The following is a 14,606-nucleotide window of genomic DNA, read 5'->3' as shown; positions in this document are numbered from 1 at the left end:
ACATTTATCATTCAATATGCCGACAACCTTGGCATTGATAAAGCAACAGCTCAGTTGTACAACATTGCCGCGATGGGCATCTTCCTGTCGAGTCGTTTTATCAGTACGGCACTGATGAAGTATGTAAATGCCAGACAATTGGTCAGGTATTTTGCCATTGGCGGATTGGTGACCATCACCGGTACAATCTTTATCGAAGGCATGCTCGGTCTCTACTGCTTGGTTGCAACCTCAGCATTTATGTCGTTGATGTTTCCAACAATTTATGGTATTGCCTTGCGCGGAGTTGGACAAGATGCCACTTTAGGCGCGGCTGGTTTGGTCATGGCCATTGTTGGCGGCGCACTGATGCCCCCGCTTCAAGGTACAATTATCGACTTGGGAACAATCGGATTTCTGCCAGCTGTTAATGCCTCGTTTGTACTTCCGTTAATCTGCTTTGTTGTGATCGCGATTTATGGTTACCGGTCTGACAAGTTACTGAAACGCATCGACAACGAGTAAGCGTGTTTATGTCCCCGATAAAAACCACAAAAAATAAATTCCCCAAATATTAAAATCGAAAAAATGTCTGAAAGAAACTTAAATCTTTTACATCCCCGTGATCAGATTATCATGATCATTAATCGGATTTATAAGAAAGGTCTAACCACAACATCAGGAGGTAACATCTCTATTATGGATGACAACGGCGACATGTGGGTAACACCTTCAGGAGTCGACAAAGGTGCGCTGAAACCGAGCGACATCATGTGTGTAAAAGCCAATGGCGAAATAGTTGGTGCACATAAACCGTCCATGGAATACCCGTTTCACAAAGCGATTTATGTAGAAAGACCCGATATAAAGTCTGTGGTTCATGCACATCCACCGGCATTGGTAGCTTTTAGTATCGTTCGTCAAATTCCGAATACCAATGTCATTCCACAGGTTAAAAGAGTTTGTGGTCCTATTGGTTATGCCAAATATAATATTCCGGGAAGTAGCCGATTGGGCGACTCAATTTCGGAGCAATTCAAATTAGGATTCGACTCTGTGATTATGGAAAACCATGGCGCAGTTGTTGGCGGAACCGATGTGATTAAAGCATACGAGCGTTTCGAAACTTTGGAATTTTCGTGCCGTACGTTGATTAACGCCAGAAATATCGGAACTCCGTGTTTCCTTACCGAAGAACAGCTTGACTTATTCGATGAGAAGATTCCGGTAAACTTTCCACAAATGGAGACAACGACTCACCCTTCCGATGAGAAAGAAATTCGTTTACTGATTCGGGATATGGTACGCCGGGCCAGCGATCAGGGTTTGATGATGAGCACCTATGGAACTGTTTCGGTTCGCTGGAAAGGGAACGACTTCCTGATTACTCCAACCGATGCTACCCGTTGGGATATTCAACTGGATGATATCGTACAAATTAAAGACGGCAAATGTGAAAAGGGAAAAATCCCCAGCCGTTCAACCTGGATGCATCAAAAAATTTACGAGATGCACCCATCAATCAACGCTGTTATTATCACTCAGCCCGAAAACCTGATGGCTTATGGTGTTACACACCGAAAACTTGATGTTCGCACCATCCCTGAAAGCTGGATTTTCCTGCAAGACATGGAAAACGTTGAATTTGGTTCTCAGTTTGAAGGAGTTATGACCATCCCTTCGATGATTTCAAAAGAAAATCCCGGTGTTATCATCGAGAATGATTCAGTTTTGATGACTGGTACCTCATTGCTGCAAGCATTCGACCGTCTGGAAGTTGCTGAATTTAGTGCGAAATCACTGGTCATGGGAACTTCTCTCGGAGCATTTGCACCGATGGGCGATGACGAAATCGATGAGCTAAGAGTGGCATTCTTCAGCTAAGAACATTCTATTTTAATCGAATTAAGTCTGACTTAAAATATTCAAACAAAACGATATCATGTTAACAAAACGAAGAATCTACTTACCTCCTGTTAGCCTAATTGGCCCGGGAGCTTTGCAGGATCTGGGAGACGATCTGAAATCACTCCCCTATAAAACGGCACTTTTTGTTACCGATCCCATTTTAGTGAAAATTGGTGTGGCACAAAAAGTTACCGATGTGCTTAACAGCGCTGGTATAAACTATGTCCTTTACTCTGATGTTCAGGCAAATCCGACAACAAAGAATGTTTACGACGGATTAGCGGCATTAACCAAGAATCAATGCGACTTTATCATCACATTGGGTGGCGGGTCTCCGCAGGACTGTGGAAAAGCAATCGGCATTCTGGCTACCAACGGTGGAGATATTAAGGATTACGAAGGAGTTAACTTATCGAAGCTTCCTTCACTCCCCATTATCGCGATCAATACCACAGCCGGAACAGCTAGTGAAGTGACCATCAACTACGTAATTACCGACGAGGAACGCCATGCTAAAATGGTGATGGTTGACAAGAACTGTCTGGTATCAATTGCAGTAAACGATCCGGAACTAATGCTAGGGAAACCGGCTGATTTAACAGCTGCCACTGGTATGGACGCGTTGACACACGCTGTTGAGGCCTATGTAACGAAAGGCGCCTATCGTTGGACGGACACCCTGGCATTGGAAGCTATTAAACTAATATCGGAAAGCCTTGAAGCGGCTGTAAAAGACGGATCGAACCTTGAAGCAAGAAGCAAAATGGCTTGGGGACAATTCATTGCAGGTCAGTCGTTTTCGAATGCCGGACTAGGCTTTGTGCACTCTATGGCTCACCAACTGGGTGGCGTTTACAATATGCCTCATGGAGTTGCGAATGCAGTACTACTTCCTCATGTTCAACGGTTTAACATGAAGTCGTGCGCAGCAAAACTGAAGCAAGTAGCTGAAGCGATGGGTGTAAATGTTGACGGATTAACCGATGATCAGGGAGCACTGGCTGCGATTGAAGCGATTGAAAAATTATCAAAAGCAGTGGGCATTCCATCCGGCTTAAAAAGTCTGGGTGTGAAAGATGTAGACGTACCTTTGATGGCAAAAAATGCTTTAGCCGATGTCTGTGCGCTGGGAAATCCATGCGATATCTCGCTCCAGGATGCAATACTTATTTATCAGGAAGCTATGTAATTAGTTAGGGTAAATAATCGATATAACAGGTTAAAAAAGAATGCCGCGGAATTCATTATTTCCACGGCATTTCTTTTTTTATAGGCACAATTCTATTGTATCGCTCACGAGTTACCTTCTTCTTGTTGTGCGCGATCTGGTCGAAGTTGAAATACCAAAAACACCAAGCAAACCGCGTGTCAATTCCCGAACAATTGTATTGGCTACCGGGCTGGTCATCATCTTTTCGAACGAACTTTTCTCGCTTCGTCGCGAACCACGGGTTTTCCGGGCATTCGCGTTTTCCAAATTCTGAGCCTCTTCCTCCGCCAACGTATCATCAATCCGTTGAGTAAGTATTTCGTGCGCGCTCTCACGATCGATTGTCCGGTCGTATTTGCCAATCAATTTCGATTGTCGATTTATTGAGCTGATTTCTGCTGCAGTCAAAATATCCATTCTCGAATAGGGTGGCCTCATCAAGGTATGCACGATCGGTGTTGGACGCCCCTTTCGATCCAACGAAGAAATCAAAGCTTCGCCAATCCCCATTTCAGTCAAAAGATTTTCAACATTATAAACATCACTTTCCGGAAAATTCTGAGCCATCAGTCTTATCGCTTTCCGATCCTTGGCCGTGAAGGCACGAAGCGCATGTTGAACTTTGAATCCCAGCTGACTTAGAATATTCTCCGGAATATCGTTCGGAGTTTGAGTAATGAAGACCAAACCAATCCCTTTCGATCGAATCAGCTTAATAATCGTGTCTAACTGCTCAAGCAATTCTTTCGATGCGCTTTTAAAAATCAAGTGAGCTTCATCTATAAAAATCATCAATTCAGGCTGTTCAACATCTCCTTTCTCCGGAAATACATCGAATACCTCGGCCAGCAACGAGAGCATAAAAGCAGAAAAAAGCGAAGGTTTTGATTGCACATCCGTCAACCTGATAATATTGATCATCCCACGGCCATTTTCATCGCGATGGCAAAGATCGGCCACATCAAACGAGGGCTCGCCAAAAATACGGTTGCCTCCCTGCTGTTCCAAAGCTACAATCTTCCTCATAATAGCCTGCGCCGAGTTAACCGGAACCAAACCATACATTTTCTTTATTTCATCTTTTCCCTCGTCGGCAGCGTATCGCAAAACAGTTTTCAAATCATCGAGATCGAGTAAGGGGAGCTTTTTATCGTCGCAAAACATAAACAACATGGACAGCAGCGACGTCTGTGTATCGTTCAAAGAAAGCACCTTACTTAAAATAACCGGACCAAATTCAGATACTGTACTTCGTAAAGGAACCCCCGGCTCTTCTGATATACTCATAAACTCAACCGGAAAGCCTTTTGCCTGCCAGTCCATTTGAATATGCGCGGCTCTTTTTTCAACAATTTTATTGGTTGTTCCCCCGGCTCCCAGTCCGCTGATATCTCCTTTTATATCCATTACGATCGTCGGAACACCAATTAGTGACAATTCTTCAATTAAAACTTGCAAAGATTTTGTTTTACCGGTTCCGGTAGCTCCGGCAATTAATCCGTGGCGGTTCAACGACTGCGGAGCAAATGTAACTTGTTGTCCATCAACCGGTGTCATATTCACCATCACACCTCCCATTAGCAATCCAGATTTACTGTCCATAGTATTTTTTTTTAATCAATTAAACATTTTCTCAAAACGAATTGTTTATTGAACGAAGAATTTAGCAACGAACATTTAAATTTAACAAAATGATTAAAGATTTAATTAGTAGTGCATTAAATAGTGAAGGCGGCAGTCTTCTTGATAGCATCGGCTTACCTTCCGACAAAAAAGGGAAAGCTTTAGACCTGGCAAAAGACAGTATTCTGGGTGGTCTGACCGACTCGTTTACAAGCGGTAATATCGGAGAGATTACCAAGTCTTTTTCAAGTGGCGGATCCAGTTCACTTGTGCAAGGCATCGTATCAAACTACGGTTCTAGTTTGATCTCGAAACTAGGCGTAAACGAAACAATAGCGAAAACGGTTAGTTCTCAGCTAATACCAATGGTATTTAAATACATAAACAATAGAAACGACGCACCGACAGACAGTGATGAGGGAGTAAAAGGTTTATTGGGAGATTTAGTCGGAGATGGCTTGAAGGATAAATTGGGAGGTTTCCTTAAAAATAAATTTAAACTCTAAAATCGAACAAAATGGGAAAAAAAATCACTGAAATCGAAGGAATCGGACCTGCTATGGCCGAAGCGCTCGAAAAAGCTCAAATTACAACCGTTGAAGCTCTTTTGGAAAAAGGAAGTACAAAAGCTGGCCGAAAAGCGATAGCAAGCGAAAGCGGTATCGACGAAGGTAAAGTTTTGAATTGGGTAAATATGGCCGACCTTTTCAGAATTAAAGGTGTTGGCAGTCAGTTTGCAGAACTATTGAAAGCGTCTGGAGTTGACACGGTTAAAGAATTACGGAACAGGAATGCTGCCAATTTGCATGCAAAAATGGTTGAAGTTCAGGCCGAAAAGAAAATAACCCGTGCTGTACCGGCTGAAAGCCAGGTTGCAGACTACATTGAACAAGCCAAGGAATTACCACCGGTAGTGACTTACTAAAATAGTTTGCTGTAAATATTGCAACCACTCGAGCCCCGGAGTGGTTTTTTTGTTTCTGGACGCCATCCAACTCATCCTTTCTAAACAACCGGCGTTCGTTTTCACGACTTCTTTTTAATTAATGAATTGAATTTATAGGACAGGTCGAAGTAAACTAAAAAGTTATGCGGATCAACATGGCTGGTACTGGTGTAATTGAGTCGCTGGTTTACAATTTTATCGTATTCCATTGTATCAAAAGCATCCACTACTTTTAGGCTTAGTGCCAGCTTGCGCTTGTACATATTCGCTTTAAATCCGGCATCTACCGAATAATAACCGAATCGTTTTCCATCTTCCGATATAAAAGGAGAATTATACCGGCCGGAAAATTGCACCGTCAAATCTTTATTAATTTTATAGTCGCCAGTCAGTTTCGCAGAAGTACTTAATTCGTGTCGGTCAAGGTCCGGACCAAATTTTTCTCCGCTAATCCGGCTAAAAAAAGCTGAAAATGCCGGGCGAAAAACAAATTTTCCGGCTCCCATCATCGCATTCGCATCAGCTCCAAACGACAAAACACCGCCCAAATTTTCGAACGTAGAGTATGTCACATCCTTGTTTTCCTCATCCTGCACAACTGTATACCATCGCCCAATAATATCAGAGCGGTTTTTAGCAAAGAAAGTCAGACTATAATTGGTTTTGGAAAAAACCCAGTGATTTGCAAATTCGGCCTGTGAAAATACTTCCGGACTAAGTTTCGGGTTACCCGTACTTTTAAAATACTCGCCCCACGATAATGAAATGGGATTAAGTTGATTTGCAGTAGGTGGCAATATGCGGGATGTGTATGAGAACTCCCAGTTATAAATGTTGCTTTTTACTTGTTTAAAATGAATGGAGGGGATCAATTTGTAAAACGCTTTACTCGTACTTTCGTCCGACGTTGCTTCATTTACCGACATTTCGAACCGCAAACCTGCACTCAACCGATACTTACCAAAACCACCGGAGACCAAACCGTACGTGCTGGCAGCATAGCCATGATAGTCGAAGGAAGAGCTTTTGATTTCATACGACGTTTCATCGAATTGATCTGTTGAATCATTCCGCAAATAGATCGACCGGATCGAAATTAAATCCTGGACATAATGATCCATCGATAAAAGCAAGCCGGTTTCTACTTTCCATTTTGTTGAAATGGCCCGGCTGTAATCAGCCTTGAACTTCAAGAGCCGAACCTGGTTCGAGTAATTCTTCGAATCGGTGGTGTACTTCGTCACCGGCAAACCCTGATCGACCGTAATCGGTTCGTTCAACTGGTCGTACTCGTTTAACGGTTTGTTGAAGGAGTACAGCAGGTTCAGATCGAGCAGATGTTGGTCATCACCGTTGAAAATCTTGTGAAAGTCGGTTGAAAATTGATGAAACTGATTGTGATCCTTTCCGTCTCTGCTGGTCGAACTTTTTGAGGTGAGTTCGTGATCCGAATTAAAATGCTCGGTCAGGTATTCCGATCGGTTCTGTTGCGATTTATCCTGAAGGATATATTGGAAACCGACAAAACTTTTGCCATCCAAATAATAGTTCGCACTGTTACGGAAGAAGGTCGACACCGGACTTTTCGTATTATGCCGATCTTGCGACATAAAGCTCAAGGTTCCGTTAGTCGTGCTTTCCCGGTCAGTCTGAATATCATCTTCCAGCACATCTTTTTTATAGTTAACAGATGAGGCGAACTTCCACTTTTTCAGATTATAGCCCAATTGCGCCGAGCCGTGGTGCTTGTCACGATTTCCGAATCCGGCACCTACTTTACCGGTGTATCCGGTTTTGGCACTTTTCTTCAATTTTATATTCACAATCCCCGCACCTGTTTTCGATTCATATCGTGCTGATGGGTTGGTAATCACCTCAATGCTCTCAATCGCATCCGATGGAATCTGGTCCAGCATCGACGACAGATCACTCTCAACACCATCAATCAATACGGTTGCCTTTGCGCCACGCAGCGTTACTTTATCGTCCATATCCGTACCCAGCGAGGGAATGTTTTGCATCAGTTCCAGAGCCGATTCGCCAACAGCATTGATATTCCCGTCAACATTGTATACCATTTTCCCGGCCTGCGATTCAAACATTCCTTTCTCTGATACGACTTTTACCTCTTCCAACTCAGTGGCTTTGCGGCGCATAACAACCGGCTGCAAAACGACATTCTCACTGCTAATTACAATCGAGTCGACCTGCTTGCGCTCAAAACCAACGAAAAACACCTGAAGATAGTAGTTGCCGTTTTTTAGCCCTTGAAACACAAACTCACCCTGATTATCCGTCATGCTACCTTTAATCATCGCCGAGTCGGCTGCATTATAAAGAGCCATATTGCAGAGAGAAATTGTTTTCCCGTTTCCGGCCACAACCCGACCGCTAAGTGAATAAATATCCTGTGCGCGAGCCACCGTTCCTATAAACATAAGAACTAGCAAAAGGCCTAATTTCAGCTTTCCCAATGTGTTTGATTTTGTTTGTTCGGAATGAAAGTTTTCAGGCTGCAAATTACACTTTCTGCGAACATTTAAGCCTAAAAATAATCAATAAACGGGGTGGTAAAAACTTTGCAAAAGAAAGAATAGTCTTTTCAGGCGCGCCATCTTAGGCCCGGCTCACTATCTCTGTCGCAATTTTGGCAGTTGCTCCCCCATTTTTTCGAACTTGCCAACTATGTTGTCGTCTAATTCAACCTCCCGTGCTAAACGATTCCGTTTAAATTTTGTAGAACTTGCGAATTTCGGCTTCGATTTCCGGTTCCCAAATCCGGGATAAAATCTCGCCGGCCATTTTTTTATACTCTCCGGCTTTGGCCGTATCGCCTTGTTTCGCATAAACTTCGGCGATCCTGTTTAGTGTTGGTATATGCATATCGCTAACATCGAGGCACATTTTATACTTCTCAATCGCTTCCGGATAGAGACCATCATTTTCGAGTTGCATGGCAATATCGTAATATGTCTCGATATCGCGGATTTTGTTCTCAAAGGGTACGTCAATAATATCTTCTTCTTTCAGGGTTACAAAGGAGCATGGTACTTTTCCGACCACTTTTTCGGTAACGCTGCCCATCATCAGCCTATCTAAACCCGATTTTCCGGTCGTTCCCATCACCAAAAGATCGATACTGTGCCTCGAAATTGCATTGAGAATTTCGGTGGCGGGATGCCCAACAACCACTTCAATATCGTAGCTCAGTTTTGTTAGGTTGAAATCGGTTAAAAACAAGTTCAATTTACTCACTCGCACTAAGCGTTCTCGTTCGTTTTCTTTATCGAAATAAGCCTTATTCCTCAATGAATCTGCCTGATAGGCTTCACAAACGCTGAAAATAATCAACTTCGAATTAAACCTTCTGGCAAGTGTTATCGTGTTTTTCAATGCCCTTTTCGATTCAGCCGAAAAATCAATCGGGCAAATTATCTTCTTAATGTCCAGGCTTTTCCCTTGCTTCACAACCCATACCGGCTTATTGCTTTTTCTGATAATCTTATTTGCAGTAGTTCCCAACTGAGAAACGTCGTTTTTCGAAATCTCACCAGATCCAATAAGGATGACGTTCGCATTCAGTTCATCGGCCAGCAGCGTAATTCGGTCATAAGGATTCCCAAACAACAGATGTGTTTTTCCGATTTTCACACCTTCTTCTGCCATTTTTTTGCCCATATCCGCCAAGTGCTTTTCTGCCCCCTCCTCCAGAAGCAATCGGACTTTCTCATTTTCCACATTTTCAGGCAAAACATGAACCAGAATAATCTGAGAATTAAATGTTTTGCTCAAGGTTATCCCATTTTCCAAGAGGCTCTCCGACGATTGATCAAAATTTGTCGCCAATAAAATTCGTTCCAGTAGTTTCATATTTTTGCCCTCCTTTATTTTCAAGCAACATTTAAACACCTAAATTTCAACAAAATTACACGAGTCATCCAATGCATCATCCGTTAAAATTAAGGGGTTCCACCCGACAGGATAAACCGATCATACAGCGTATTTATTGATCCGATTTCACCAATTATCGTAAGAATATCGTTTTCACAAAGAACTGTATTCCCCTTTGGAGCAAACGAGGTATTCTCCCGATCAACCAACACGACCAATACATCCTGAGGTAAAGTTACATCCATTAGTTTTTTACCTATCAAAGCAGCGGATGGAGCTTTTTTCGAAATCCTGAATGATATGTATCGTTTGTCGTGCAAGAGATACTCGATAATCTTCCGTTCAGTTTTTAATGACAAAAGATCTTTAATGAAATAGTCTCTTTCGGCAATATCGATAATGCTTGACAGCATGCGCAGCTGTTGTTTTGCGTTATTCTCATCGTTCACCAGAAAAAAGAAAACTTTTATTTTTTCCATGTATTGCGTCCCCTCGCCGCCAAGAGGTTTCTTAACGCCACCTGCGCACAATACAATGTGAAGCACCGGCTGTTGAATGTCCGGTTTCCGAGCATATAAAAGCGACACTCCCGGTATGGCCAGAGCCGGATCGATCGGATTTACCTTCATAAAGTCTTCCGCCAAACTTTCACTCTCAACACCCAGTTCTTTTGAAATTGCGTTAGAAACATCCATCACCAAATTTTCGAATTTAGCCTTGCTGACGAAATGTATTTGCGAACGGACAATTGTTTGATTAAAAGGATCATCCTGACGCAAACCTTTCTCTCGAAGAATCTCCATAAATTCGTTTTCTAGTTCATCGTGCTGATTTTTCCCCAGTAAAGCGAACCAGTGAAAAATTGCCCCTTCCCGTTTCACTTTCGAACGAACAACAAATATATACCACAAGTAGGCCAGTATGATCGTAACGATTGTAAATACCAACGGCCCCCAGCCCATGTAAAACATTAGTGCTAACGACGAAATGATTCCAAATATTTGCATCCAAGGGTAAAGTGGCGAATGATAGCCAGGATCGTACGACGCTATTTTACTATTTCGAAATACGATGACAGAAAAATTTATGGCCATAAATATGAACAGCTGAAACGTACTTGCAAGCTTAACAATCCCCTCTTCGGTTAGTACAACGATGAAAAGTATAATCAGGCCTGCCGTGAGTAAAATGGCAGGGATCGGTGTTCCCCATCGGCTGACCTTGCTAAATTTCTCCGAAAATAATTTATCACGCCCCATGGCTAGCGGATAACGCGACGTGGCAAGCATTCCCGCATTTCCGGTTGAAGCAAAAGCAAACAATGCAGCTATGACAATAATATATAGTCCGGTTTTTGCCGGTAACCAGCTAAATAATTGCTCAACAGCAGTCGCTGCAGGAGCAAGGTCTTTGGCAATCGCTTCATTTCCGATTACTGATACCATCACGAAAACGCCAAGCACATATATTAATCCTGTAACCAATAGCGACAATGCCATTCCCAACGGTATATTTCGTTCCGGATTCTTTATTTCTTCGGCAACACTGGCAATCTGAGTCAGCCCTAAGTAAGAAACAAAAACAAACCCGACCGTAAAGATTAATCCATTGGCCCCTCCTGTAAAAAAAGGATCGTAATTGTCTTTTTTAAATTCGATGGATGGATTGACTCCTGAAAAAATATTCCATAAACCATCGGCGATAAACGCTCCTAATACAACCAATAAACCGATCACAAATATTTTCTGAACACCAGACGATTTCTTGGCTCCAAAAATGTTGATAATCGCAAATACAACCGCAAAAACTACAGCAGTTTCTTTGATTGGTATGTCCCAGAAAATTGCACCATAGGCACCAATCCCCACGAGTGCAAAGGCTGTTTTTAGAAGCAAGGCAATGTAAGTTCCAATTCCGCCAATGGTTCCCATCAAAGGGCCCAGGCTTCGATCGAGAAAAAAATAAGCTCCGCCCGAACGCGGCAAGGCTGTAGAAATTTCGGCAATACTAAACATGGCCGGCATAATTAAAAGCCCCGCCAGAAAATAAGCCAGAATAACCGATGGACCGGTATGATGGGAGGCAAGCCCGGGCAGTAAGAAAAAACCCGAACTAAACATAGCACCGGTACTAACCGCGAATACATCAAATAAACCTAGTTCTTTCTTTAGCTTCATCGCTCAACTTTTTATGTTCCACCATTAAATTTACGATCGCCCCCTATTCACAAGGGTGACTTGCCTGCGGGGTCGGTATCGTCGCACTTTTGTCCTTATCGAATCGTAATATACAAAATTCGAATCATATACAACTGTTGCACATAGCCGCGAACAACGCCTAAAAAAAATGAAACGAGTAATGAGCATTCAAACTCGCACACAGGGAAATGATCATTTTGAACTCGAGCGTTGCCTGTCGCTAACCAACTTCCAAAAACGGCCCAACGATGAAGTCTGATTAATCCTACATTATACAATATTCGTCGTGAGCGTCGTTGCGAATTAATGGCCGAAGCGCATCGCGAATCAGATCTTCGTCGTTGGAGAGCTATGGATCAAATGATTACGACTCCATACCATATTGAAGGATTCAAATTATGGGGACCGATGCAGGAATGGTACAAAGACGCCAATGGCAATTTTACGATTTCATGGGGTACCGCGTCTTCAAACGTATCTTCGCCTGACTTAAGTAATTATTTGCGTCCTTATGAGATTACAGGTGGCGAACTGGTTTATAATGGTTACAAATGGCACATGGCTCATTACCTTGAACCAATCGCGATACAACAATTTTTGATAACCTCTGACAACAACGATGTTTCAACATCTCCAATCTTCCAAAACCCGGATTGGCCAACCGAAGCAAATCTTGGTCCGATTGGGCTATAAATTTATTTCAACCGAAACGACCTCTTCCTATTTTACAGGGAGAGGTCGTTTTTCATGTGAAGCAAACAGATTGTTGAATTCCAGATTTCGCGATCACTCAACGAAAAATAAATGAGCTGAAACCATTGAAATATTGGGCTAAAAAGGATCGGTATAAAAAGACTTTGCGTCTCGAAAACAGACCGTAAATATCAGTTGAAAATTGCGGTTTTCTCGTGCTTACGCCAAACCACCAAAGCAATAGATTCGGGCATTACCGATGCAAGAATCAAAAAAAGACTATATTTAGAAGCGACTAGAACAACTAATTTGATAAACACTAAACCAAACATCGAACTACTTGAACTCCTTCGAAAAGGGGATCGAGTTGCGTTTTACCATATCTATGAACGATATTGTAAACGGCTGTATGGCTTCGTTTTGCGTTATATTAAAGTAGAAGCTGATGCTGACGAAATTGTGCAGGAAGTTTTTGTCAAAATCTGGGAATCGAGGAGGAAAATCGATGTTTATTCATCTTTCGAGTCCTATTTGTTTACCATTGCCTACAACACCACAATCAGTTTGCTGCGAAAACGAGCGAATGAAAAAAAATACCTGGAGCATTTAATTTCCTTACAGGATACCAGCGAAACCCCTGATTTAATCGACGAAATTCATTATAAAGAACTGAATGAACAGGTTGATCGCTTGTTGAATGAATTAAGTCCGCGGCAAAAAGAGATCTATCATTTGTGCCGGGTGGAAGGGCTAAGCCACGAGGAAATCGCCCAAAAACTTGAGATCTCCCTCAACACGGTAAAAAAACACATGTCCAATGTCCTTTCATTCTTGAAATCTCGAATGGATAATGGACTGATAAGCAGTGTTTTATTTGCTTATTTCTTCCTTTCCTGAAAAAAAATCAATTTTTACATACTCCTTAGAGCCTGGTTAAGCGTATTACTTTTCGAGTCTTTAAGATGACATGCAATTCTGAAATTGAGTTGGATGGTTAGTTTAAATTAAACCTCCTGAGTTTGGGGAGGATATTATTTCGAAGAAATGACAAAAGAGCTATTAAAAAAGTTTCTAAACAATAATTGCACTGAAGCAGAACTAAATGAAGTTTTGCAATGGGTTAAAACAAGTGCATTGTCTGACCAGGGGAAACAGTTTGGCTTTGATGACTGGAACAACTATCTGGAAGAAGGGAGTTTTGGTAACGACGAAAAATTTGCGACACTGTTTGATCAGATTCAGGAGCAAATTGACGACAAGGCGCGCGAGGAAAAACAAATTAAACGCATTCAATTTTCGTCAATTAAAACGTGGCTTACGCAAGCAGCTGCAATTTTATTGATCCCTGTTTTGGGCATTTTGTTTTATACACTTTCCGAAAGAAAGACTGAGCTTGCACAGTATGCTGGTATGACGGTGGATTCGCTGGAGATTGTCGCACCGGTAGGTTCGCGAACGATCGTCCAATTATCCGATGGCTCTGTCGTTCATCTGAATTCAGGCAGTAAATTGAAATACCCTCAGTTTTTCACAAGCAAAACAAGAGATGTAAAACTGACTGGCGAAGGGTATTTCGAGGTCGCCCACAACCCTGAAAAACCATTTATCGTGCATGCCGGAGAGCTGAACATAAAAGCCCTGGGCACCGAGTTCAACGTACTGGCTTATCCGGATACAGAAGTATTTGAGACAACCCTCATTAATGGAAAGGTCGTACTTGAGCAGGGAGTCGGTAACAATAAAACAAAAACAATCAGCGCAATGGAACCGGGTCAGCATGTTCAATACAATATCCGAACAGATGAGGTCTCAAGTTCTTTCGAAAATGTAGAAAAATTTATTGCCTGGAGAGATGGGAAACTCATGTTTATTGACACTCCAATCGGTGAAGTAGCCGAAAAACTTAGCCGGATGTTTAATGTCGACATTTTGGTTGACAAAGACATTGAAGACTATATCTATACCGTCACTTTTTTAGATGAACCTCTATTTCAAATCCTGGATCTGATGGCCATTGCCACACCAATCGACTACAAATCACTTCCTCGAAAAAAACTGACGGATGGTCGTTATACGAAGCAGAAAATAATAATCAGCAGAAAATAATACCCAACTAAAACTAACGAATACCAATAAAAAAATGTCTATGAAAAGTTAA

The 14,606-nt window shown here is 42.2% G+C and carries 11 protein-coding genes and 1 pseudogene; 8 read left to right on the top strand and 4 right to left on the bottom strand.

What is annotated here, in order from left to right:
* The 3 genes and pseudogenes from ABZD21_RS09695 to ABZD21_RS09685 all read left to right on the top strand — a co-directional run.
* Window positions 1-504 (top strand): annotated as a pseudogene (locus ABZD21_RS09695) (MFS transporter); the annotation flags it as partial.
* Between the two features lie 63 nt (window positions 505-567).
* Complete coding sequence (locus ABZD21_RS09690; RefSeq protein ID WP_372774776.1) at window positions 568-1,863, top strand: class II aldolase/adducin family protein; 1,296 nt, start codon at window positions 568-570, stop codon at window positions 1,861-1,863.
* Window positions 1,864-1,921: 58 nt separating this feature from the next.
* Window positions 1,922-3,076: an iron-containing alcohol dehydrogenase gene (locus ABZD21_RS09685; RefSeq protein ID WP_372774775.1), complete on the top strand. Its 1,155-nt coding sequence runs from the start codon at window positions 1,922-1,924 to the stop codon at window positions 3,074-3,076.
* A gap of 111 nt (window positions 3,077-3,187) precedes the next feature.
* On the opposite strand, the gene ABZD21_RS09680 is transcribed toward ABZD21_RS09685, so the two are convergent.
* Window positions 3,188-4,699, bottom strand: coding sequence for a helicase HerA-like domain-containing protein (locus ABZD21_RS09680; RefSeq protein ID WP_372774774.1), 1,512 nt, complete (start codon window positions 4,697-4,699; stop codon window positions 3,188-3,190).
* Between the two features lie 89 nt (window positions 4,700-4,788).
* On the opposite strand from ABZD21_RS09680, the gene ABZD21_RS09675 reads away from it, so the two are divergent.
* Both ABZD21_RS09675 and ABZD21_RS09670 read left to right on the top strand, forming a co-directional pair.
* A complete protein-coding gene (locus ABZD21_RS09675; RefSeq protein ID WP_372774773.1) occupies window positions 4,789-5,226 on the top strand; it encodes a hypothetical protein in 438 nt (145 codons plus the stop codon).
* Between the two features lie 11 nt (window positions 5,227-5,237).
* A complete protein-coding gene (locus ABZD21_RS09670; RefSeq protein WP_372774772.1) occupies window positions 5,238-5,645 on the top strand; it encodes a DUF4332 domain-containing protein in 408 nt (135 codons plus the stop codon).
* A 101-nt stretch (window positions 5,646-5,746) separates the two neighbouring features.
* On the opposite strand, the gene ABZD21_RS09665 is transcribed toward ABZD21_RS09670, so the two are convergent.
* From ABZD21_RS09665 to ABZD21_RS09655, 3 genes are all read right to left on the bottom strand, one after another.
* Complete coding sequence (locus tag ABZD21_RS09665) at window positions 5,747-8,140, bottom strand: outer membrane beta-barrel protein (protein ID WP_372774771.1); 2,394 nt, start codon at window positions 8,138-8,140, stop codon at window positions 5,747-5,749.
* 253 nt (window positions 8,141-8,393) lie between these two features.
* Entirely contained in the window at window positions 8,394-9,536 is a 1,143-nt protein-coding gene (locus ABZD21_RS09660) for a universal stress protein (RefSeq protein ID WP_372774770.1), read from the bottom strand.
* 89 nt (window positions 9,537-9,625) lie between these two features.
* Window positions 9,626-11,734: an amino acid permease gene (locus ABZD21_RS09655; protein WP_372774769.1), complete on the bottom strand. Its 2,109-nt coding sequence runs from the start codon at window positions 11,732-11,734 to the stop codon at window positions 9,626-9,628.
* Between the two features lie 276 nt (window positions 11,735-12,010).
* On the opposite strand from ABZD21_RS09655, the gene ABZD21_RS09650 reads away from it, so the two are divergent.
* From ABZD21_RS09650 to ABZD21_RS09640, 3 genes are all read left to right on the top strand, one after another.
* On the top strand, window positions 12,011-12,448 hold the full coding sequence (locus ABZD21_RS09650) for a RagB/SusD family nutrient uptake outer membrane protein (RefSeq protein ID WP_372774777.1): 438 nt from the start codon (window positions 12,011-12,013) through the stop codon (window positions 12,446-12,448).
* Between the two features lie 309 nt (window positions 12,449-12,757).
* Entirely contained in the window at window positions 12,758-13,345 is a 588-nt protein-coding gene (locus tag ABZD21_RS09645) for an RNA polymerase sigma factor (RefSeq protein WP_372774768.1), read from the top strand.
* A 147-nt stretch (window positions 13,346-13,492) separates the two neighbouring features.
* Window positions 13,493-14,554, top strand: coding sequence for a FecR family protein (locus ABZD21_RS09640; protein ID WP_372774767.1), 1,062 nt, complete (start codon window positions 13,493-13,495; stop codon window positions 14,552-14,554).
* The last annotated feature ends 52 nt before the right edge of the window (window positions 14,555-14,606 follow it).

The organism is Mangrovibacterium sp., assembly GCF_041596335.1.
GTDB lineage: Bacteria > Bacteroidota > Bacteroidia > Bacteroidales > Prolixibacteraceae > Mangrovibacterium.
The sequence above is the reverse complement of the archived record's forward strand: the minus strand, read 5'-3'. Positions and strand labels throughout refer to the sequence as shown.